General features: G+C 71.4%; 16 protein-coding genes. 7 read left to right on the top strand and 9 right to left on the bottom strand.

Annotated features, from left to right (window positions below):
* Positions 1-11 precede the first annotated feature (11 nt).
* The 3 genes from EIL87_RS05270 to EIL87_RS05260 all read right to left on the bottom strand — a co-directional run bounded on the left by EIL87_RS05270 (position 12) and on the right by EIL87_RS05260 (position 4237).
* Positions 12-1700 carry a protein kinase domain-containing protein gene (locus EIL87_RS05270; protein ID WP_233576037.1) on the bottom strand — a complete coding sequence of 563 codons (1689 nt, stop codon included), beginning with the start codon at positions 1698-1700 and terminating at the stop codon, positions 12-14.
* Between the two features lie 162 nt (positions 1701-1862).
* A complete protein-coding gene (locus EIL87_RS05265; protein ID WP_125089026.1) occupies positions 1863-2903 on the bottom strand; it encodes a hemolysin family protein in 1041 nt (346 codons plus the stop codon).
* Positions 2900-4237, bottom strand: coding sequence for a hemolysin family protein (locus tag EIL87_RS05260; protein ID WP_125089075.1), 1338 nt, complete (start codon positions 4235-4237; stop codon positions 2900-2902). Before EIL87_RS05260 ends, EIL87_RS05265 begins: the two co-directional genes overlap by 4 nt.
* Positions 4238-4643: 406 nt before the next feature.
* Between EIL87_RS05260 and EIL87_RS05255 the strand changes: the two genes are divergently transcribed.
* A complete protein-coding gene (locus EIL87_RS05255; protein WP_325049405.1) occupies positions 4644-6122 on the top strand; it encodes a peptide MFS transporter in 1479 nt (492 codons plus the stop codon).
* 61 nt (positions 6123-6183) lie between these two features.
* Here EIL87_RS05255 and EIL87_RS05250 read toward each other — a convergent pair whose 3' ends face one another.
* From EIL87_RS05250 to EIL87_RS05240, 3 genes are all read right to left on the bottom strand, one after another.
* On the bottom strand, positions 6184-7692 hold the full coding sequence (locus EIL87_RS05250; protein WP_125089025.1) for an alpha/beta hydrolase: 1509 nt from the start codon (positions 7690-7692) through the stop codon (positions 6184-6186).
* Between the two features lie 102 nt (positions 7693-7794).
* The gene (locus EIL87_RS05245) at positions 7795-9873 is read right to left on the bottom strand and encodes an FUSC family protein (protein WP_125089024.1); all 2079 of its coding nucleotides are present in this window, start codon (positions 9871-9873) and stop codon (positions 7795-7797) included.
* Positions 9874-9932: 59 nt separating this feature from the next.
* Positions 9933-10526, bottom strand: a complete 594-nt coding sequence (locus tag EIL87_RS05240; protein ID WP_125089023.1) for a TetR/AcrR family transcriptional regulator — start codon at positions 10524-10526, stop codon at positions 9933-9935.
* A gap of 205 nt (positions 10527-10731) precedes the next feature.
* Here EIL87_RS05240 and egtA point away from each other — a divergent pair, with 205 nt between their 5' ends.
* The 4 genes from egtA to egtD are packed head-to-tail and all read left to right on the top strand — an operon-like array spanning position 10732 to position 15012.
* Positions 10732-11940 (top strand): ergothioneine biosynthesis glutamate--cysteine ligase EgtA, encoded by a 1209-nt coding sequence (gene egtA, locus EIL87_RS05235; RefSeq protein WP_125089022.1) that lies wholly within the window; start codon positions 10732-10734, stop codon positions 11938-11940.
* A 26-nt stretch (positions 11941-11966) separates the two neighbouring features.
* On the top strand, positions 11967-13295 hold the full coding sequence (gene egtB, locus EIL87_RS05230; RefSeq protein WP_233576036.1) for an ergothioneine biosynthesis protein EgtB: 1329 nt from the start codon (positions 11967-11969) through the stop codon (positions 13293-13295).
* Positions 13296-13297: 2 nt separating this feature from the next.
* Positions 13298-14065, top strand: a complete 768-nt coding sequence (egtC, locus tag EIL87_RS05225; RefSeq protein ID WP_125089020.1) for an ergothioneine biosynthesis protein EgtC — start codon at positions 13298-13300, stop codon at positions 14063-14065.
* Positions 14047-15012 carry an L-histidine N(alpha)-methyltransferase gene (gene egtD, locus EIL87_RS05220; RefSeq protein WP_125089019.1) on the top strand — a complete coding sequence of 322 codons (966 nt, stop codon included), beginning with the start codon at positions 14047-14049 and terminating at the stop codon, positions 15010-15012. Before egtC ends, egtD begins: the two co-directional genes overlap by 19 nt.
* A 1-nt stretch (position 15013) precedes the next feature.
* On the opposite strand, the gene EIL87_RS05215 is transcribed toward egtD, so the two are convergent.
* Positions 15014-15244, bottom strand: coding sequence for a hypothetical protein (locus EIL87_RS05215; protein WP_125089018.1), 231 nt, complete (start codon positions 15242-15244; stop codon positions 15014-15016).
* 489 nt (positions 15245-15733) lie between these two features.
* On the opposite strand from EIL87_RS05215, the gene EIL87_RS05210 reads away from it, so the two are divergent.
* On the top strand, positions 15734-17032 hold the full coding sequence (locus EIL87_RS05210; protein WP_125089017.1) for an aspartate aminotransferase family protein: 1299 nt from the start codon (positions 15734-15736) through the stop codon (positions 17030-17032).
* A gap of 139 nt (positions 17033-17171) precedes the next feature.
* Complete coding sequence (locus tag EIL87_RS05205) at positions 17172-18446, top strand: PrsW family intramembrane metalloprotease (protein WP_125089016.1); 1275 nt, start codon at positions 17172-17174, stop codon at positions 18444-18446.
* Between the two features lie 11 nt (positions 18447-18457).
* Here EIL87_RS05205 and EIL87_RS05200 read toward each other — a convergent pair whose 3' ends face one another.
* Positions 18458-19180: a haloacid dehalogenase type II gene (locus tag EIL87_RS05200; protein WP_125089015.1), complete on the bottom strand. Its 723-nt coding sequence runs from the start codon at positions 19178-19180 to the stop codon at positions 18458-18460.
* A gap of 77 nt (positions 19181-19257) precedes the next feature.
* Positions 19258-20259 carry an aldo/keto reductase family protein gene (locus tag EIL87_RS05195; RefSeq protein ID WP_125089014.1) on the bottom strand — a complete coding sequence of 334 codons (1002 nt, stop codon included), beginning with the start codon at positions 20257-20259 and terminating at the stop codon, positions 19258-19260.
* Between the last annotated feature and the right edge of the window lie 371 nt (positions 20260-20630).

Below are 20630 nucleotides of genomic sequence, written 5' to 3'. Positions count from 1 at the left end.
CGGGCCGGGGTTCAGCGGTGGAACTCGACCCAATCGAGCTGCAGCGCCTCCACACCCGTCGCTGCGCTGACGACCAGGTAGACAGCGTGGGTGCCGGTGACTTGCCGGGTGAGCTTCACCGGAACCTCCTTCCACGCCGTGTTGCCGCGCAGCGCCGCTACCCTGATCTGCCCGACGGCCTCGCCGGACGGGCTGCCCAGTCGAACGGTGACCTTGGCCTGGACCGACTCCGGAACAGAGGTGCGCAGCTGCGCGGAGACCTCGCGGGCGCCTTCGGTGCCGAAGTCGACCGCGTCGAAGCGCAGCACGTCCCCGGTCACCAGCGGGCCGGCGAAGCGGATGCCCGCCTGGTTGCCGCCCTTGATCGAGCGTCCCACCGAGCCTGCCTGCTCCGCCTGCAGCGGCTGGTAGGCGGTGCCGAACGCGGTGCGCCGCTCGGTCGTCGAGGGGCCTTCGGGGTCGGTGTCGTCGCCTCCGGCCAGGAACCCGAAGGTGGCCGCGCCGGCCACCAGCACGAGCGTGAACGCCCCCGCGAGGATCGTGGTGCGCCCGGGGCCGCGCCTGGCGGGCGCCGGTGGTTGCCAGGCACCGGACTGCGCGGGCATCCCCGGTTGCGCGGCCCGCATCTGCTGCTGCGGGATCACCGGCTGCGCCCGGGACGGCGCGGCCACCGGCCGCGGGTGCGACGGTGGTGGCGGCGTCACGCGCGGGATGGACTGGCGCCGGTCGGCCTGCCGCGTGGGCTGGTGCGGGACCACCGCCGGGGGTGGGGGAGCGGTGCGGATCCGCTCGGTGGCCGCGGGGGCGTTGGGGTCCAGCAGGGGTTCGAACGGCTCCTCACCGGCGTGGCGGACGATCTCGTGCAGCCTGCGCCGCACCTCGACCAGCGGCATCCGGCGCTCCGGCTGCTTGACCAGCAACCCGCCGAGGACCTCGCCGATCGGGCCGGTCTGGTGGTGGCGCGGGAGCGGACCGTGCACGATCGCGCTGATGGTGATCAGCGGGTCGTTGGCCTTGTCGTACGGCGGGCGGCCCTCCGCGGCCGAGTAGAGCGTGGCGCCGAGGCTCCACAGGTCGGCGTAGGCGTCCAGCGCGCCCCGGCGGGCGATCTCCGGCGGCAGGTAGGCGGGCGTGCCCAGCAGCACCTCGGAGCGGGTCATGGTGGTCTCGGCGATGTTGCGGGAGAGCCCGAAGTCCGCGAGCTTGACCTGCCCGCGTGGGCCGAGCAGCACGTTGCCGGGCTTGACGTCGCGGTGGACGATGCCGACCTGGTGGGCGGCCTCCAGCGCTGCGGCGACCCCGTCGATCATGACGGCCAGCTGGTAGTGGTTGAGCGCGCGGTGCTTCTTCAAGATCGCCGACAGGCTCTGACCCGACACCAGTTCCATGACCACGTACGGGCTGCTGCCCTCGCGTGCCACGTCGTAGAGCATCACGGTGTTGGGGTGGCTGAGGGTGGCCATGGCCCGCGCTTCGCGCAGGGCCCGCTCCCGGAGGTCGGCCGCTTCCTCCTCGGGGATGTCCGCGGGCAGGTGGAGTTCCTTGACCGCCACCGGCCGTTCCAGGACCTCGTCCGTGCCGGACCAGACGTAGCCCATCCCGCCCTTGCCGATGGTGCGGTCCAGCCGGTACCTGCCGCCGATCACGCGGCCGGGAGGAGAGGTGTCCGCGTGGGACGGCGAGAGCTGATCATCTCGCACGCAAGGACACTACCGAGTGAGGATCTCCGTCCGCGTCGGGGGCATCCCCGCTGCGAACTGGGAAAACGGGATTCCACGGCCGTTCGGTGGGGAGCACGGCCGTCCAGTTCCTCGCGAAGTTGCGCCATCTGGGCGAGGCGCGGTCACCCGCGCCTCGCCCGGTCAGTGGACGTGGGTGCCGTCGCGGACGGTGCCCACGTACTCCTCGACGAGGTCCTCCAGCGCCACCACGCCGACGGCGTTGCCGGCGGAGTCCACGGCGGCGGCGAGGTGGCTGCCGGCCCGGCGCAGCGAGGTCATGGCCTCGTCGAGCCGGGCGGTGACCGGCACCGTCGGCAGGTCGCGCCGCCGGGCGTCGGCGATCGGCGTCTGCGGGTCCTCACCGGCCTGGTCCAGGATGTCCTTGACGTGCAGGTAGCCGAGCAGCCGGCCGTCGTCGCCGCGGACCGGGAAGCGGGAGAAGCCCGTGTCTGCCACGACCCGCTCCACGTCCCCCAGTGTCGGCCGCCCCGGCAGCGTGGTGACCTCCGGCAGCGGCACCAGCACGTCGGCGACGGTGTGCTCCACCGAGGACAGCGTCTGGGCGAGCCTGCGGTGCTCGGAGTGCTCCAGCAGGCCCTCCCGGCGGGATTCCACGAGCAGCTCGGCCAGCTCCGCCGAGGTGTAGGCGGTCTCCAGCTCGTCCTTCGGCTCGACCCGCAGCAGCTTGAGCACCCCGTTGGCCATCATGTTGAACAACGCGATGAAAGGCCGGGCCAGCTGCACGAACCCGACCAGCGCGGGGACCAGCCACAGCGCCATGCGCTCCGGCTCGGCCAGCGCCAGGTTCTTCGGCACCATCTCGCCGACCAGCACGTGCAGCACGACCACGACCGCCAGGGCGATCGTGAACGCCACCGCGTGCGTGACCGCCTCCGGGATGCCCACCGCGGAGAACGGGCCTTCCAGGGCGTGCGCGACGGCGGGTTCGCCGATGCGGCCCAGTCCCAGCGAGCACAGCGTGATGCCCAGCTGGGCGCTGGTGAGCATCAACGAGCCCTCCTGGCTCGCCTTGATCACCGTGCGCGCGCGGCCCACGCCTTGGGTGAGCAGCGCTTCGAGCCGGTCGCGCCGGGAGGACAGCAGCGAGAACTCCGCGCCCACGAACAGCGCGTTGAGCACCAGCAGGAGCACGGCGAGCAGCAGCGCGAGGGGGTCGCTCATCGGCGGACCTCCATCGCGTCGGCGTGCGCGGGCTGCTTGGCCAGCCGCAGTTCGGCGATGCGGTGCTTGTCCATGCGCATGACGGTCAGCCGCCAGCCCTCCACGTCCAGCCGGTCACCCACGGTCGGGATGCGGCCCAGCCGCCACAGCAGCAGGCCAGCGACGGTCTCGTAGTCGCCCTCGGGCATCACGAAACCGGTGGCTTCGGCGAGCTCGTCGGGGCGCAGCAGGCCGGAGATCAGCCAGGTGTCCTCGCCGAGCCTGCGCACGGCGGAGATCTCCAGCCGGTCGTGCTCGTCGCGGACGTCGCCGATGATCTCCTCGACCACGTCCTCCAGGCTCACGATGCCCGCGGTGCCGCCGTACTCGTCGACGACGACCGCCAGCTGCAGGCCCGACCCGCGCAGCCGGTTGAGCAGCGCGTCACCGTCCAGCGTGGCCGGCACCGTCGGCACCGGCCGGGTCAGCGCCTCCACGCGCGTGGTCTCGCGCTGCGCGGCCGGGACGCCGAAGGCCTGCTTGACGTGCACCACGCCCTGGACGTCGTCGAGGTCGCCGCCGTGCACGGGGAAGCGCGAGAAACCGGTGCGCCGGGCCAGGTCCAGCAGGTCCACGACGGTCTCGCCGACCTGGAGGGAGGCGACCCGCACGCGCGGGGTCATCAGCTCCTCGGCGGTGCGGTCGCCGAAGCGCAGCGAGCGGTCCATCAGCCGCGCGGTGGCCTCGTCGAGCGTGCCGTGGGCTGCGCTGGAGCGCACGATCGAGCCGAGCTCGTCAGGGGAGCGCGCCGAGCGCAGCTCCTCCTGCGGCTCCACGCCCAACCTGCGCACCACCCAGTTCGCGCTGTTGTTCATGGCGTCGATGAGCCACTTGAACACCCGGGAGAACCGAGCGTGGTAGCCCGAGACCACGCGCGCCGTCGGCAGCGGGCGGGCGATGGCGAGGTTCTTCGGCACCATCTCGCCGAAGACCATCGACAGCGCGGTCGCCAGCAGGATCGCCAGCGCCAGCGACAGGCCCTCGGCCGGGCCCTGCGGCACGCCGAGGGCGGAGATCACCGGCTGGATCAGGTCACCGATGAGCGGTTCGGCCACGTAACCGGTGATCAGCGTGGTCAGCGTGATCGCGACCTGCGCGCCGGAGAGCTGGAAGGACAACGTGCGGTGAGCTCGCTGCACGGCGTGGGCGCGCTTGTCGCCGACCGAGTGCACGTGCGCGTCCACGGTGGAGCGTTCCAGCGAGGTGAGCGAGAACTCGGCGGCCACCGCGAGACCGGTGCCCAGCGTGAGCACCGCTATGAACAGGAGGCCGACGACGGCCAGCACGATTTCGATCAACCCTCGGCCCGCCTCGTGCTCGCGCCCGTGGGTCTGAGGAAGCCGGGTCTGCTACCCGGCTCGGTACTGCTTCCCTCAGGGGATTGTGCCGCTGGCACTGAAGTGCTCACTCCCGTGAATTCGGAAAGACCTCGTGAAAGTAGTCGCATCGAGTATACCGGCGGTTCCGGACGCCTCGGCAGCTGCGCCACGCGCGGTTCGCCGGTGGCCCGCACCCCGCAGACCTGCGCGCGAGGGTTCTCGGGGGCATGCTTCCCACCGGCCGCGACGCGGGCGCCAGTCCGGTGTGGCCGGTCGTTGGCTGCTTTTCGCCCCGGTGGTCTGGTCCAGCCTACCTCGCAGTAATCTGCGCGGAAGTTGTCGCGGTCACCACCGCGCTGAGAATTCACGAGAGGACGTGATCGTGAGCACACCCACGGTTGCGGACGCGCCGCAGACGGGTTTCTTCGGGCACCCGCGCGGTTTGTTGACGCTGTTCTTCACCGAGATGTGGGAGCGGTTCTCCTACTACGGCATGCGCGCCATCCTGGCGTACTACCTCTACTACGCGGTGTCCGAAGGTGGGTTGGGGCTGCCCGAATCCACCGCCCTGTCGGTGGTGGGGGTCTACGGCGCCTCGGTCTACATGACCGGTGTCCTCGGCGGCTGGCTGGCCGACCGGATCATCGGAGCGCAGCGCGCGGTCCTCTACGGCGGCGTGGTCATCATGCTGGGCCACGTCGGGCTGGCCCTGCCCGGCGGCATGACCACCGTCCTGCTGGGCCTGGTGCTGCTGGTGATCGGTACCGGGCTGCTCAAGCCGAACGTCTCGGGCCTGGTCGGCGGCCTCTACGGCGAGCAGGACACCCGCCGCGACGCCGGCTTCTCGATCTACTACATGGGCATCAACCTCGGTGCCTTCATCGCGCCGTTCGTCGTCGGGACCCTCGGCGAGAAGGTCAACTGGCACGTCGGCTTCGGCGCGGCGGCGGTCGGCATGGCGCTGGGCCTGGTCCAGTACGTCCTCGGCCAGAAGCACCTGGGCAGCGCGGGCCGCGATCCGGTCAACCCGCTGCCCGTCGAGCACAAGGGCCGCGTGCTGGGCCGCGCGGGCGGCATCGCGCTGGGCTTCGTCGTCGTGCTGGTCGCGCTGGCGATCAGCGGTGTGATGGGCCTGGAGGGCCTGGTCAACCTGATCAGCATCATCTCCGCGGTGCTGCCGGTCATCTACTTCGTGGTCATGCTCTCCAGCAAGCAGATCACCAAGGTCGAGCGGGACCGGCTGCTGGCCTACATCCCGCTGTTCCTGGCCACCGCGCTGTTCTTCCTGCTGTTCGAGCAGCAGCCGAACACCCTGGCGAACTTGGCCGAGGCCGACACCGACCTCGACGTCTTCGGGTTCGCCGTGCCCGCCTCCTGGTTCCAGTCGGTCAACCCGCTGGCGATCATCATCCTGGCGCCGGTGATGGCGACGCTGTGGATGAAGCTCGGCTCCCGGCAGCCAACCACCCCGCAGAAGTTCGTCGGCGGCCTGTTCTTCGTCGGTGTGTCGTTCCTGTGGGTCGTGCTGTCGAAGTCGGTGGCCGGTGACGACGGCAAGCACCTGCCGCTCATGCTGGCGCTGGTGTTCGTGATCATGACCGTGGGTGAGCTGATGCTCTCGCCGGTCGGCCTGTCGGTGAGCACCAAGCTCGCGCCGAAGGTCTTCGCCTCGCAGACCATGGGCCTGTACTTCCTGGCTCCGGCGATGGGCCAGGGCCTGGGCGCCCAGGTGGTCAAGCTGTACTCGGTGGACAACCAGCAGATGTACTTCGCGATCGTCGGCGTCGCCACGATCGCCTGCGCGGTGCTGCTGCTGGTGTCCGCGCGCAGCATCAAGCGCTCCATGCACGGCGTGCTTTGACCTCGGCTTGCAGCAGGGCCGACCCCGCTCGGGGCCGGCCCTGCCGCGTTTCCAGCGGGGATCAGCGCAGGTCGTAGCTGCGGGCGGCCGGGGCGAGGGGGTCCGGTTCCGGGTGGCCGGGGATCGCGATGTCCTGGGGCGGGAGCCCACCGCTGACCAGGTAGTCGGCACCGATCCGGTCCGCCTCGCCGTTGCCGGCCAGGGCGAACACGCCGTGCTTGCCCGCGTCCCGCTCGGTGACCAGCAACGACGACGGCAGCGAGCGGTGCATCTCGACCGCGCCCGCGTGCGGCGTGGCCACGTCGTGCTCGGAGTTGAACATCAGCACCGGCGGCAGGTCCTCACCGGTGATCTTGGTGGGCTGCTGGCGGGGGGTCTGCCAGGTGCGGCACGGCGCGACGGACCAGCTGTTGAACCACGCGGCGAACGGGTGCTCGCTGGCCATCCGCCGGGAGTCGCGCTCCCACTCCGCGCGCCGGGCCGGCCACGGGGCGTCCGCGCACTCCACGGCGGTGTAGACGGCGTTGCCGTTCTCGGCGGGCGCGTCCTTCGGCGTGATCATGGCCGCCAGCGCGCGGTCGTTCCCGCGCAGCTGGAAGTCCGCCAGCGCCTGCGCCAGCGGCTGCCAGGAGGACTCGCCGTAGAGCGCGTTGAAGGTGATCTCGACCAGCTCCGCAGAACCCAGCGGACCGCGCGGCGCCCGCTGCAGCTCGGCCTGGGTGCGCTGCCAAGCAGCCTCGACCGCCCGCTGCTCGGTGCCGAGGTGGAAGGTGCGGTCGTGCCGGGCGACCCAGCCGAAGAAGTGGTCGAGGCGCCGCTGCGCGGCCACGTCCTGGGAGAGGTTGTTGCGGTACCAGATCTCCGAGGTGTCCGGGTTGACCGAGCTGTCGAGCACCATCCGGTCCACCCGCTCCGGGAACAACTGGCCGTAGACCGCTCCCAGGTAGGTGCCGTAGGAGTAGCCCACGAAGCTGATCTTCTGCTCGCCCAGCGCGGCCCGGACCCGGTCCATGTCGCGGGCGTTGGTGGGCGTGTTCAGGTGCGGCAGGTACTTCCCGGCGCGCTGGGCGCACCCGTCGGCGTAGGCCTGGGCGCGTCGCCAGTTCTCCTCGCGGGTGGCGGAGGAGTCCGGGTCGGGCAGCGGGCTCACCCAGTGCTGCGCCGGGTCCACGCACCGGATCGGGGTGCTGTGCGCGGTGTGCCGGGTGTCGAAGCCGACGAGGTCGTAGGAGTCGCGCACGCCCGTCGGCACCCGCCCGCCGAGCGTGCCGGCGAACTCCGCGCCCGGGCCGCCGGGCCCGCCGGGGTTGACCAGCAGGGAGCCGCGGCGAGCCTGCGGGTTGCGGGCGGGCAGCTTCGAGACCAGCAGCTGCACCTGCTCGCCGTCGGGGTGGGCGTGGTCCAGCGGCACGTCGATGGTCGCGCAGCGCAGCTGCGGGTACGGCGCGGCGATGTCCTCCGGGCACGGGCCGAACTGCGTGGCCGGTCGCGCCGCCGCGGTGCTCGCCGCGGCGGGGGCGAGGGCCAGCGCCGCCACCGCCGCCATGCCGAGCGCGATCGAACGCTTCACGTGGGGACTCCTCAAGACGCGTGGAGGTAGTTGATCTCGCAGCGTATTGAGCGGGTGGCGGTGGGGGCCGGGGAGCAGCTGCCGTGTCGCCGGAAGGGGGTCTCAGCTTCGCCCGGCCAGGTGATCGTCCTTGCCGAGCTCGCGCGCCAGCTCGTCGAGGACCTGGGTTGTGCGGTCCAGGAAGCGGATGCTGCGGTGCAGCGAGGTCGGCCCGCCGGTGAGCGATTCGGCCAGGTCGTGCAGCTCGTCGGAACTGCTCTGGGCGGCCGCGAGGGCGTCGTCGATCCGGACCTGGCCCTCGCCGGCGAGCGCATCGGCCGCGTCGGCCAGCGCCCACAGCTGCTCGGCCAGCCGCTCCCGGGTGTCGGCGTCGACCATCTCGGCCGCGTCGCCGAGCGCGACCGAGAGGTTGCGGACGTAGTAGGCGCAGCCGCTGAGCTGGGCCGCCATCCGCTGCACCTGGCTGCGCCGGGACCCGACCCGGTAGGCCGTCAGCGGGTTGGCGCTGCTGAGCACCTTCTGCAGCGTGTCGTCCAGCGCGCGGGTGGGTTCGCGCAGGCCGGAGGCGGTTCCGTGCTCGCTGAGCTCCGTCCCGGTGCTGCGCAGGAAGTCCCGCAACGCGGTGAGGAACTCGGTGGTGTTGGTGCGGACCACCTCGCGGGTGCGGGTGGGCAGCACGAACACCGCCGCGAGCACCCCGGCCAGCGCACCCACGGCCGTCTCGGCCAGCCGCGTCTCCAGCACCGAGACGTCGAAGGTCCCGAGCATCCCGTACAGCGCGCCCAGCAGCGTGGTGATGAAGAACGTCATCGCCGCGTAGGAGTAGCCGACGAAGTAGAACGCCAAGAACACGCACAGCATGATCACCGACAGCTCGGCGGTGAGGTCGCCGCTGACCTGCGCGGCGACGACGATCCCGGCCAGCACGCCGAGGATGGTTCCCGCGGTGCGCTGCCAGGCGCGCACGAGCAGTTCGCCGCGGCTGTTGGTGCTGATGAACACCACGAACGCGGTGATCACCGCCCAGTACCAGCGGTTGGGCGCGACAAGCTGACCGAGCACGATCGCCAGCCCGGCCGCGACCGTGACCTGGATGGCGGTGCGCACCTCGGGACGCGCCAGCCCGGTCTGCTCCTCGCCGGTCTCCTCGTCCTCCTGCTCGGGCGCGGGCGGGCCCTCCTCGTGCTCGCCGAGCTCCCCGGTGGCCTCGGCGAGCTCCGCCAGCTCGGTGCCCAGGCGCCGCACGGCCATCGCCAGGTCCACGGAGCCGCGGGCTTCGATCTGCTCGGACATCCGGCGGGTGGCCTCGCGCAGCTGGTGCGGTCGGCTCTGCAGCACCGACAGCAGCGCACCGACCGCGTGCGGCACGACACCACCACCGCTGGGGTGGTCGACCAGCCGCAGCAGCCGGGTCACCAGGTTCTCCGCGGCCAGCTCGACGTCGAGGACCCGCTGCCGCAGCACGGCGCGACCGGACTCGGAGAGCGCGTCCATCCGGTCGACGGTGTTCTCCAGCAGCAGCGAGGTCTCGTTCAACCGGGCGGAGCGGTTGTGCAGCGTGCGGCGCCGGGCCGCGGAGTCCGGCTGGTCGGCGACGGCGCGCACGGCCTGCAGCAGCCCGTGCACCTGGGCGCGCAGCGTGCGTCGTCCCCGCGCGAGCACGCCTTCGGGGTCGTCGCGCAGCACCAGCAGCCGCATGGCCGCCGCAGCGAGCGTGCCCAGCAGCACCGCGACCAGCAGCGCGGGGAACTGGGTCGGCGGCGGGCGCAGGAACATCGCGAAGAAGTAGCCCATGAACGCGACCATCCCCAGCGGGAAGTAGCGCGGCCCGAAGCGCCGCACGTAGACCGCCACGAAGATGACCGCCAGGAAGACCGCGCTGTGCAGCGGCGGCGAGAACTGGGTGGCGATCGACAGGCCCAGCGCCGCCAGCACCGGCAGCGGCAGCAGCGCGTAGGTGATCACCTGACCGCGCCGGTCCGGGTCGTTGACGCCCAGCGAGCCGTTGATCGCCACGACCGCCCCGATCAGGGCGCTGGGCAGTGGCTGTCCCCACCAGGCCAGCAGCGGCACCGCGACCGCCAGGGTCAGCGCGACGGCGAGCGTGACCCGCGTGGCGGCGCGCAGCCTGCGCAAGGCGGGATCCGAAGCGAGGAAGCGGTTCCACCACTCGCTGCCCATGCCTCGAGCACTCCTCCGCCTCGGCCTGACCGTGGCGTGAGAGTACGGGGGCCGGCGGATCACTGCCCCCGGTGGCGTCGGACGCTCTCCTCGACGACGTCGAGCACCGAGGCCAGGTGCTTGGCGGGGAGGCCCATCGCCAGGTGCGAGACCAGGCCTTCCAGCACCAGTTCCAGGTAGGCGGTGAGCACGTCGACGTCGACGTCGTCGCGCAGGTTCCCGGACTGGTGCTGCCACTGCAGACGTGCCCGGGTGGCGGCGGTGAGCAGTTCGGATCGCTGGGCCCAGCGCTCGCGGAACTCGTGGTCGGTGCGCAGCCGGCGGGAGACCTCGAGCCGGGTGCCCAGCCAGTCGGCGCCCAGCGCGCGGGCTTCCGCGCCCGTGGGGTCGTCGAGCAGGTTGCGCATCACCTGCACCAGGCCCTGCTCGGCGACGACGTCGGCCATCCGGGCCGCGTCGTCCTCAGCAAGGGCGAGGAACAGCGACTCCTTGTCCTTGAAGTGGTGGAAGATCGCTCCGCGCGACAGGCCGGTGGCTTCTTCCAGGCGCCGGACGGTGGCACCCTCGTAACCGAAGCGCGCGAAGCAGGAGCGCGACCCGTCGAGGATCTGACGGCGTCGCGCTTCCAAGTGGTCCTGGCTGACCCGGGGCATGGGTCTGATCCTCGCAGGACGATCCTCGCCGCTGCAATCCGTACGTACGTTTTGTTGAGGTTTCCACCTCGAACACACCGGAACGGGGGGCCGTTCCGCCGGTTTCGCCCGATCGGTACCAGGTGCCCCTGCGCAGAACAAGGGTCGCGGTGGTCGGGGGTGGGCGGTAGCGTCGGTAATCGGCCACACACGGGCGGTGATCATCATGTCGATATCGACCGATCCTGCAGCCGACGAGTTCCCGACCTCACGAGTGCGCACCCGGGCCGAAGCCGAGGCCTACGTCGCGTCGGTCTGCTTCAAGCACGGACCTCCGCGACTGCTCGGCGTCGAGCTCGAGTGGACCGTGCACCACGGATCCGATCCCGAGCGCGCACTCGACGCCGAGACCCTGTGCCGCGCGCTCGGTCCGCACGCACCCCCCTCCCTGGCCCCCGACAGCCCGCAGCAGGCGCTGCCGAACGGCTCCGTGCTCACCGTTGAGCCCGGTGGCCAGGTCGAGATCTCCAGCCTTCCCGCCGACTCGCTCAGCTCGCTGCTGGGCATCGTCGCCGCCGACGCCGACTACCTGCGGCGCCGCCTCGACGAGGCCGGGCTGGTGCTCGGTGACAGCGGCCTCGACCCGCTCCGGAGCCCGAACCGGATCCTGCGCGTGCCGCGCTACCAGGCGATGGAAACCGCGTTCGACCGGATCGGCCTGGACGGCCGGTTGATGATGTGCAGCACCGCCGGGGTGCAGGTGTGCCTGGACGCGGGCGAGCCGGACCGGATCGCCGCCCGCTGGAACGCCCTGCACGCGCTGGGGCCGGTGATGATCGCCGCGTTCGCGAACTCGCCCCGGCTCTTCGGCCAGGACACCGGCTGGGCCTCGACGCGCACCCGGGTGCTCCTCGACACCGACCCGCCCCGCACCCGACCCGGTCCGACCCGCGGCGACCCGGTCACCGGCTGGGCGCGGCGAATGCTGGACATGTCCGTGGTGTGCCGCCGGCGCGAAGGCGACGACTGGTCCGCGCCGAGCGGGCTGAGCTTCGCCGAGTGGATCCACGGCGGACTGCCCGAACCACCCACCCGCGACGACCTGGACTACCACCTGACCACGGTGTTCCCGCCCGTCCGCGCGCGGGGGTACCTGGAAGTGCGCTACCTGGACGCGCAGTGCGGTTCCGACTGGATGCTGCCCACCGCGGCGCTGGCCGTGCTCTTCGCCGACGAGTCCGTCGTGGACAAGGTGGCGGTGATGGCGGCCCCGGCCGCCGGGCGGTGGGTGCACGCCGCGCGCTTCGGGCTCGCGGACCCGGTGCTGGCCCACTGCGCTCGTGAAGTCTTCGACCTGGCCGGCCGGCTGCTCGACGAGGAGGAGGACGAGCTGTCCGCCCGCCTCGCCGAGCACCTCGCCCGCCGGCTGACCTGACCCCGTCGACACCGGAGGTGTGCACGGTGAAAGACCTTCGAGAACTGGGAACCGAGGACCTGCGCGAGCACGTCGCCGCCGAACTCTCCCGCACCCGGCGGCGCAGCGCGCAGCTGACCGACGCCGTCGACGACGAGGACCTGGTCAAGCAGCACTCGCCGCTGATGTCGCCGCTGGTGTGGGACCTCGCGCACGTCGGCAGCCAGGAGGAGCTGTGGCTGGTCCGCGACGTCGGCGGGCGGGAGGCGGTCCGGCCCGACATCGACGACCTCTACGACGCCTTCCAGCACCCCCGGGCCGACCGTCCCGCGCTGCCGCTGCTGGGGCCGCGCGAAGCCCGCGAGTACGTCGGCACCGTGCGGGAGAAGGTCTTCGACCTGCTCGGCGAGACGCCGATGGAGGGCCGCAAGCTCGTCGAGCAGGCCTTCGCCTTCGGCATGATCGTGCAGCACGAGCAGCAGCACGACGAGACGATGCTCGCCACCCACCAGCTGCGCGACGGCCCGCCCGCTCTCACCGCGGAACCCCCGCCGCAGCAGCCAGCCGGAGCGCTGCCCGCCGAGGTGTTCGTGCCGGGGGGACCGTTCACCATGGGCACCTCAACCGAAGCGTGGGCGCTCGACAACGAGCGCCCGGCGCACGAGGTGCACGTCGACTCCTTCTACCTGGACACCACCCCCATCAGCAACGCCGCGTTCGCCCAGTTCATCGCCGCCGGCGGCTACCACGAGCCGCGGTGGTGGAGCGAAGCCGGATGGCGCTACCGGCAGAAGGCCTCGCTCGAGGCACCCCGGTTCTGGCTGCGCGACGGCGACCGGTGGCTGCGCCGGCGCTTCGGCCACGTCGAGGAGGTGCCCGGCGAGGAGCCCGTGGTGCACGTCAGCTTCTACGAGGCCGAGGCCTACGCGGCCTGGGCCGGCAAGCGGCTGCCCACCGAGGCCGAGTGGGAGAAGGCCGCCCGCCACGACCCGGCCACCGGCCGCTCCCGCCGCTACCCGTGGGGCGACGAGGACCCGGCGCCCGAGCACGCCAACCTGGGGCAACGGCACCTGCAACCCGCCCCGGCCGGGGCCTACCCGGAGGGCGAAGCGCCCTGCGGTGCGCGGCAGCTCATCGGTGACGTCTGGGAGTGGACCGCCAGCGACTTCCTGCCCTACCCGGGCTTCGCGGCGTTCCCGTACCGCGAGTACTCCGAGGTGTTCTTCGGACCCGACCACAAGGTGCTGCGCGGCGGCTCCTTCGGCACCGACCGGTCGGCCTGCCGCGGCACGTTCCGCAACTGGGACTACCCGATACGGCGGCAGATCTTCGCGGGCTTCCGCTGCGCCCGCACGCCGATCCAGGACGAGAGCTGACCATGTGCCGGCACCTGGGTCGCCTCGGGCCTCCCGTGTCGCTGGCCGAGCTGCTGCTCGACCCGGCGCACTCGTTGCTGGAGCAGTCCTGGGCCCCGAACGACATGCGCGGCGGCGGGACCGTCAACGCCGACGGCTTCGGCGCCGGCTGGTTCCGCGACGACGGCACCACCGGTGTCTACCGCAACGGTGCGGCGATGTGGACCGACACGTCCTTCCCGGCCCTGGCCCGGGACCTTCGGGCCTCGGCGGTGGTGGCGTCCGTGCGCTCGGCGACCGTCGGCATGCCCGTCGGGCCCGACCTGTGCGCGCCGCTGACCGACGGGCGGTGGCTGTTCAGCCACAACGGCAAGGTCGGCGGGTGGCCGGACTCGCTGGCCAAGCTCGCCGCCCGGCTGGACCCGGCGGAGCTGCTCACCACCCAGCCCACCGACTCAGCCGTGCTGTGGGCGCTGCTGCGGCAGCGCCTCGCCGACGGCGCCGCGCCCGCCACCGCGGTGGCGGAGCTGGTCGCCGAGGTGCACGCCGCCGCGCCGGACTCGCGGCTGAACCTGCTGCTCGGAGACAGCGACCGGATCGTGGCCACCACCTGGACGCACTCGCTGTGGGTGCGCCGGGAACCGGACGCGGTGACGGTCGCCTCCGAACCGTTCGGCCACACCGACCGGGCCGAGTGGGTGGAGATCCCCGACCGCTGCCTGGTGGTCGCCGACACCGAACACACCGAGGTCATCTCCCTGGGGGAGGATTCGTGCGACATCCCGAACTGACCGTGCGCTTCACCGAGGCCGACGCCGACCGCGATCTGCGCGCCGAGGTCCGCGAAGGGCTCACCGACCACCCGAAGTGGCTCTCGCCCAAGTGGTTCTACGACGCCGCGGGCAGCGAGCTGTTCGAGCAGATCACCGAGCTCGAGGAGTACTACCAGACCCGCGCCGAGCACCAGATCCTTCGGCGCACCGCGCTGACCATCGCCGAGCTCACCGGCGCCGCCACGTTGGTCGAACTGGGCTCGGGATCGTCGGAGAAGACCCGGCTGCTGCTCGACGCCCTCGGCAAGCACGGCACGCTGAGCCGGTTCGTGCCGCTGGACGTCTCCGAGTCGGCGCTGCGCGGCGCGGTCGCCGCGATCGAAGCCGAGTACCCGGAGCTGGAGGTCTCCGGGGTCGTCGACGACTTCACCACCGGTCGGCTCGACGGCGGCGAAGACCGGCTGGTGGCGTTCCTGGGCGGGACCATCGGGAACCTCCTGCCGGAGGAGCGCGCCGGGTTCTTCGCCGCGCTGCACGGCACGATGCGTCCGGGGGAGTGGCTGCTGCTGGGCACCGACCTGGTTAAGGAGCCCTCCCGGCTGGTCCGCGCCTACGCCGACGCCCGCGGCGTGACCGCGGAGTTCAACCGCAACGTGCTGCGGGTGCTCAACCAGCGGCTCGGCGCCGACTTCGACGTGGACGCCTTCGAGCACGTCGCGCGGTGGAACGCCGATCAGGAGTGGATCGAGATGCGGCTGCGCGCCGGGCGCCCGATGCACGTCCGGGTGCGCGAGCTGGCGCTGGAGGTGGACTTCGCCGAGGGCGAGGAGATCCGGACCGAGATCTCGGCCAAGTTCCGCCGCAACCGCATCGCCGACGAGCTGGCCGTGGCCGGTTTCGACCTGCGGCACTGGTGGCTCGACGACGCGGGGGAGTTCGCGCTGTCGTTGTCGATCGCGCGCTGAATCACTGCTCCAGCTCCGGTTCCGCCGGCGCGGGAAGCCGTGACATGCAGCGCACGCACGGCATCCCGGTCGGCTGTTCGGACACCTGAGCCGCGTACGAGGGGATCTGCAGGCCGCACAACGTGCGCCAGGCGGCCGGGAACGGTCCTTCCGGCCTGCTCGCCAGGTGCGTCTGGCGGCGGGACTCGGCGACCACGCCTGCGGCGAACCGGACCGCGACCACTGCGCTCATAGCATCGTCCCCGGTGGTTGTGCTCCGCCCGGTCGCAGGCTCGTGTCCACCGGGTCTCCCGGCAGGCCGTGGACGGACTGGGCGTTGTGGTGTTGGTTGATCATGTTCCCACCTCCGTGGACGGGACTCGTCCACGAGGCGCGCGTGACGCGAGGCTAGGTGGGTTGACCCGTTCGGCCCAGCGACCATGCGGCGGAACGCCCGGTTGATCACCCGAAAGGGGCCTCTGGGTGCCGTGGAGAACGCCGGCGTTGGGCCCTTCGGGGGAAGAGGTGGATGAGGGCCGGCCACGCCGGCGCCAGCTACTGGGGGGAGGTGCTGGTGCGGCGTGACCGGCGGGGCACAGGCTACACCTGGTGCCCGTGTGGTCATCGGGGGTAGCGGTGCGCGGCTTCGGCCGCGTCGATCACAGCACCGAGCCATGGCCGCGCGGCCTCCGAGACGGGAGACTGGCCGGACCGCCACGGAGTCGCAGGAGCAGGAGGAAGCATGTCGGAATCGCTGTTGGCGCGGCACAAGGCCGTGATGCCGGATTGGCTGTCGCTGTACTACGAGGAGCCGATCGAGATCGTCAGCGGCGCGGGACGCCACGTCACCGACGCCGACGGCAACACCTACCTCGACTTCTTCGCGGGCATCCTCACCAACGCCATCGGCTACGACATCGACGAGATCAGCGACGCGATCCGCCGCCAGGTCGACACCGGGGTGTTGCACACCTCGACCCTGTACCTGATCCGGCAGCAGGTGGAGCTGGCCGAGCGCATCGCCGAGCTGTCCGGGCTCAGCCACCCGAAGGTCTTCTTCACCAACTCCGGGACCGAGGCCAACGAGACCGCGCTGATGCTGGCCACCCAGAAGCGCCGCAGCAACCAGGTCCTCGCGCTGCGCAACTCCTACCACGGCAGGGCTTTCGCGACGCTGGCCGTGACCGGCAACCGCGGCTGGTCGGCGACCTCGCTCTCCCCGGTGAAGGTCAGCTACGTGCACGGCGGCTACCGCTACCGCAGCCCGTTCGCGCACCTCTCCGACACCGACTACATCGCCGCCTGCGTCGACGACCTGCGCGAGGTCATCGAGACGACCACCGCCGGTGACGTGGCCTGCATGATCGCCGAGCCGATCCAGGGCGTCGGCGGGTTCGCGACCCCGCCCGACGGGTTGCTGGGCGCGTTCGCCGAAGTCCTCGACGAGTACGGCATCCTGCTGATCTCCGACGAGGTGCAGACCGGCTGGGGTCGCACCGGCGAGCACTTCTGGGGCATCCAGGCCCACGGGGTCACCCCGCACGCGATGACCTTCGCCAAGGGCCTGGGCAACGGGTTGGCGATCGGTGGGCTGGTCGCCGACGCCGAGCTGATCGACGACATCGGAGCGAACTCGATCTCCACCTTCGGCGGCAACCCGATCTCCACCGCTGGTGCGCACGCCGCGCTCGACCACCTGCTCGAGCACGACCTGCAGAGCAACGCCGCCAAGCTGGGTTCCCAACTGCTGCAGGGACTGCGGTCCCACGACAGCGCGATGATCGGTGACGTGCGCGGCAAGGGCCTGATGATCGGCGTCGAACTCGTCGTCCCGGGCACCAAGGAGCCGGCACCGGAGGCCGCGGCTCGCGTGATGGAGCTGACCAAGCAGCGCGGGCTGCTGGTGGGCAAGGGCGGCTTGTACGGCAACGTCCTGCGGCTGGCTCCGCCGATGACGCTCACCGAGTCCGAAGCGCACCACGCGCTGGAGGTCCTCACCGCCACGATCGCGCAGGCCGAGCAGGAGCAGTCCGCAGGATGAGCTGATCGCCACCGAACGACCATTGGTCCGTTGTGGACGGTCGTCGTCACGCGGCGCCGTGCTGGAGCGCTCCGGTCAGCCCTGGGCTCCTCCGGGGCTGACCGGACGCGATCGCGGTTCATCTCCTACGCTGCCGGGCATGCTCGCTCTCAGCCCGCAGTCGGTCCTGGAAGGCCGCACCTCCAACCGCGCACCGGTGTCGCTGATCATCGGATTGGTGATCTCCGGCATCTGCCTGCTGCTGGCGCTGAGCTCGCTCTTCCTCCTGGTGCCTGGTGCGCCGGGCAACGTCGTGATCGGCATGCTGCTCGCGCTGCCGACGGCGATCGTGCTGGTGGCGCTGATCCTGCTGGTGGACCGGCTCGAACCGGAACCGAGGCTCAACCTGGTCGTCGCCTTCGGCTGGGGAGCCGGTGTGGCGCTCCTCGGTGCCTTGATCGTCAACTCCCTCGGCGAGTCGGTGCTGGCCGTGGCGCTGGGCCCGGAGCCGGCGACGGTGCTGACGGTGGCGGTGATCGCCCCGGTCGTGGAGGAGAGCTTCAAGGGCGCGCTGCTGGTGTTCCTGCTGGTGGTGCGCCGCACCGAGATCGACGGTCCGACCGACGGGATCGTCTACGCGGGCATGTGCGGGCTGGGCTTCGCCCTGGTCGAGAACGTCCTCTACTACATGCAGGGCCTGGCCTCGGTTCCCGGCGAGATCTGGGGAACGGTGCTGATCCGCGGTGTGGTGGCCCCGCTGGGCCACCCGATGTACACCGCGATGACCGGGCTCGGCATCGCCTACGCCGCCACGCACCGAGGTGCCGGCCGGTTCTTCGCGCCGATCGTCGGCTGGTGCGCGGCGGTCTTCCTGCACGCGCTGTGGAACGGCGGTTCGGTGCTGTTCGGCCTCGGCGGCCTGGTCCTGGCCTACCTCGTGGAAGCCGTGGTGCTGCTGGTCCTGGTGGTCGTCCTGATCCGCGACCGCCGGCGGCTGGTGCACATGATCGGCCGCTACCTGCCCGCCTACGTCCCCAGCGGACTGATCGCCCCCAACGACATCCCCATGCTGGCCACGATGAAGGGCCGCCGCCACGCCCTCAACTGGGCCTGGCACCAAGCCGGCAACATCGGAGTGCGCGCCATGGGCGACTACCAGCTCGCGGCCACGGAACTGGCCCTGCTGCACTCCCGCGCCGAACGCCGCACGATCGACCCGCAGTCGTTCTTCGTCCGCCGCGACCAGATCGTCATCCTCATGCGCCACGCCCGCGACGCCTTCTTCCGCCGCACCCCACGACCCCAACCGGCCCCGTGGGCCCGCGACCAACGCTCCGGTTTCTTCGTCCTGCCCCAGCAGCTCACCGACATGCCCACCCACAAGCTGCGCCCGGTCTCCCCACCGCCAGGCCAGCAACCGCCCTGGCAGCGGTGACCGGGAGGTCTTCACGCAGAGGCGTGCTCGCGCAGTTGGGTCGCGAGGTCGACCACGTCGCGGGCGAGGACGTCCCAGACGCCTGTGGCGTGGAGGTCTTCGCGCTGGGCGGGTCCGTACTCCGTGGGTCTCGGGATGAAGGCCGTGCGGAAGCCGACGTCCTTCGCTGCGGCGAGGTCGGCGTTGTGGGCCGCGCAGAGCATCACGCGGTGCGGGGGGAGGCGGAGGACCTCGGCCGTGCGGAGGTAGGCGTTCGGGTCGGGTTTGTAGGTGCGGGTGAAGTCCGAGCCGATGATGACGTCCCACGGCAGGCCCGCGTGCTTGGCCATGTTCGTCAGGAGCGCGGTGTGGCCGTTGGAGAGCGGGCCGACGATGAACTCGCGTTTGAGCTCTGTGAGTCCGGGGGTGCTGTCGGGCCAGGCGGACAGCCGGTGCCAGGCGCGGTTGAGGTGGTCCACATCGGACGGATCGGAATTGCCCAGGTCCAGGCCGAACTCCGCTGCGGTGGCTTCGAGGTTCTCGCGGTGCAGGACGTCGAGGTCGACGAACTCCCGTTCGCCGGCGCGGATCGGGGCCATCGACGGCTGGTAGCGGCCGCGCCACGCCAGCGCGAACTCGTTCGGGTCCACCTCGCTCGTGAACTGCGAGACCGCCTGCGCGACACCGGTGCGCCAGTCGACGGCGGTGCCGAAGGTGTCGAACAGCACCGCGTCCACCAGGCGTTGCGGTCGCATCGTCGCCCTCCCGGGTCGTGGCCAACGGCTCGCAGCGTACGACCTCGTCGGCACGCCCGGAAGGGCGACGCGGGAGCTCAGCTCCGGGACTTCGGCGCGTTCTCCGCGGTCTTGCCGGGGTCGGTCACCGCGACCGGGGCGAGGATCTCGTTGACCTTCGAGACCAGGTCGTCGTCGAGCCGCACGCCCGCGGCGACCGCGTTCTCCGAGACCTGCTCGGGCCGGGAGGCGCCGATGATGGCGGCCGAGACGTTGTCGTTCTGCAACACCCACGCGACCGCCAGTTGCGCCAGCGTCAAGCCCGCTTCCCCGGCGAGGGGCTTGAGCTGCTGGACCCGCTCCAGGACCTCCTCGCGCAGGTAGCGGGCCACGAACACCGACCCGCTCTCGTCCGTGGCGCGCGAGCCCGCCGGCGGCTCGGAGCCGGGCAGGTACTTGCCGGTCAGCACGCCCTGGGCGATGGGGGAGAAGACGATCTGTCCGATGCCCAGCTCGCGGGAGGCCGGCACGACCTCGCCCTCGATGACCCGCCACAGCGCGGAGTACTGCGGCTGGTTCGACACCAGCGGGATCCGCAGCTCGCGGGCGAGCGCGTGCCCGGCCCGGATCTGCTCGGCGGTCCACTCGGAAACGCCGATGTAGTGGGCCTTCCCGCTGCGGACGACGTCGGCGAAGGCCTCCATCGTCTCCTCGAGCGGGGTCTCCGGGTCGTAGCGGTGGGCCTGGTAGAGGTCGACGTAGTCGGTCTGCAACCTGCGCAGCGAGTTGTCGATCGACTCCATGATGTGCTTGCGGGACAGGCCGCGGTCGTTCTTGCCCTCGCCCATCGGGTGGTAGACCTTCGTGAAGATCTCCAGCCCTTCGCGGCGCTCCGCCTTCAGCGCCCGCCCCAGCACCTCCTCGGCCCGTCCACCTGCGTAGACGTCGGCGGTGTCGAAACTCGTGATGCCGTTGTTCAGCGCGGCCCGGACGCAGGCCACAGCGGCCGTCTCCTCGACCTGGGAGCCGTGGGTGATCCAGTTCCCGTAGACGATCTCGCTGATCACCATGCCGCTGCTGCCCAGATGCCGGTAGTGCATGCGTGCCCTCCTGATCGGTCCGATGCGCAAGCCGCCGTTCGCAGCAGACGACGCTGCTCCGCACGATCGGCTCACCCGAGTGTGATCATCCCAGGTCAGACGTGCGTTTTCGATCGGGCGGCGGCGTTCTCGCGAAAAAGACCCTTGCGTGAACGCGAGGTAACCGCCAAGGTATCGGGCGCAGCCCGCCATGTGGCCGGGTGTGCGGCCTGGCGAGACAACGGAGTCCCGCCAGGCGTCGAAAGCTCCAGGGCCGCTGTGCGACGACGCCCGGCCCGACGGATTCGAAGAGGTTTCCTGGTGCGCAACATCCGCCGGCAACGGACCGCCGACGAGGACAGGGCGAGTGCCACCCGCCTCCTGCTCAGGGC

The organism is Saccharopolyspora rhizosphaerae (assembly GCF_003931915.1).
In the GTDB taxonomy this organism is placed as follows: domain Bacteria; phylum Actinomycetota; class Actinomycetes; order Mycobacteriales; family Pseudonocardiaceae; genus Saccharopolyspora; species Saccharopolyspora rhizosphaerae.
The sequence above is the reverse complement of the archived record's forward strand: the minus strand, read 5'-3'. Positions and strand labels throughout refer to the sequence as shown.

Excerpts from the sequence above, each read along its gene's own strand:
- EIL87_RS05200 (WP_125089015.1), bottom strand. The coding sequence starts at position 19,180 with ATGCGACCGCAACGCCTGGTGGACGCGGTGCTGTTCGACACCTTCGGC.
- EIL87_RS05215 (WP_125089018.1), bottom strand. The coding sequence starts at position 15,244 with ATGAGCGCAGTGGTCGCGGTCCGGTTCGCCGCAGGCGTGGTCGCCGAG.
- EIL87_RS05205 (WP_125089016.1), top strand. The coding sequence starts at position 17,172 with ATGCTCGCTCTCAGCCCGCAGTCGGTCCTGGAAGGCCGCACCTCCAAC.
- egtA (WP_125089022.1), top strand. The coding sequence starts at position 10,732 with ATGTCGATATCGACCGATCCTGCAGCCGACGAGTTCCCGACCTCACGA.
- EIL87_RS05245 (WP_125089024.1), bottom strand. The coding sequence starts at position 9,873 with ATGGGCAGCGAGTGGTGGAACCGCTTCCTCGCTTCGGATCCCGCCTTG.
- EIL87_RS05195 (WP_125089014.1), bottom strand. The coding sequence starts at position 20,259 with ATGCACTACCGGCATCTGGGCAGCAGCGGCATGGTGATCAGCGAGATC.
- EIL87_RS05210 (WP_125089017.1), top strand. The coding sequence starts at position 15,734 with ATGTCGGAATCGCTGTTGGCGCGGCACAAGGCCGTGATGCCGGATTGG.
- egtC (WP_125089020.1), top strand. The coding sequence starts at position 13,298 with ATGTGCCGGCACCTGGGTCGCCTCGGGCCTCCCGTGTCGCTGGCCGAG.
- EIL87_RS05265 (WP_125089026.1), bottom strand. The coding sequence starts at position 2,903 with ATGAGCGACCCCCTCGCGCTGCTGCTCGCCGTGCTCCTGCTGGTGCTC.
- EIL87_RS05240 (WP_125089023.1), bottom strand. The coding sequence starts at position 10,526 with ATGCCCCGGGTCAGCCAGGACCACTTGGAAGCGCGACGCCGTCAGATC.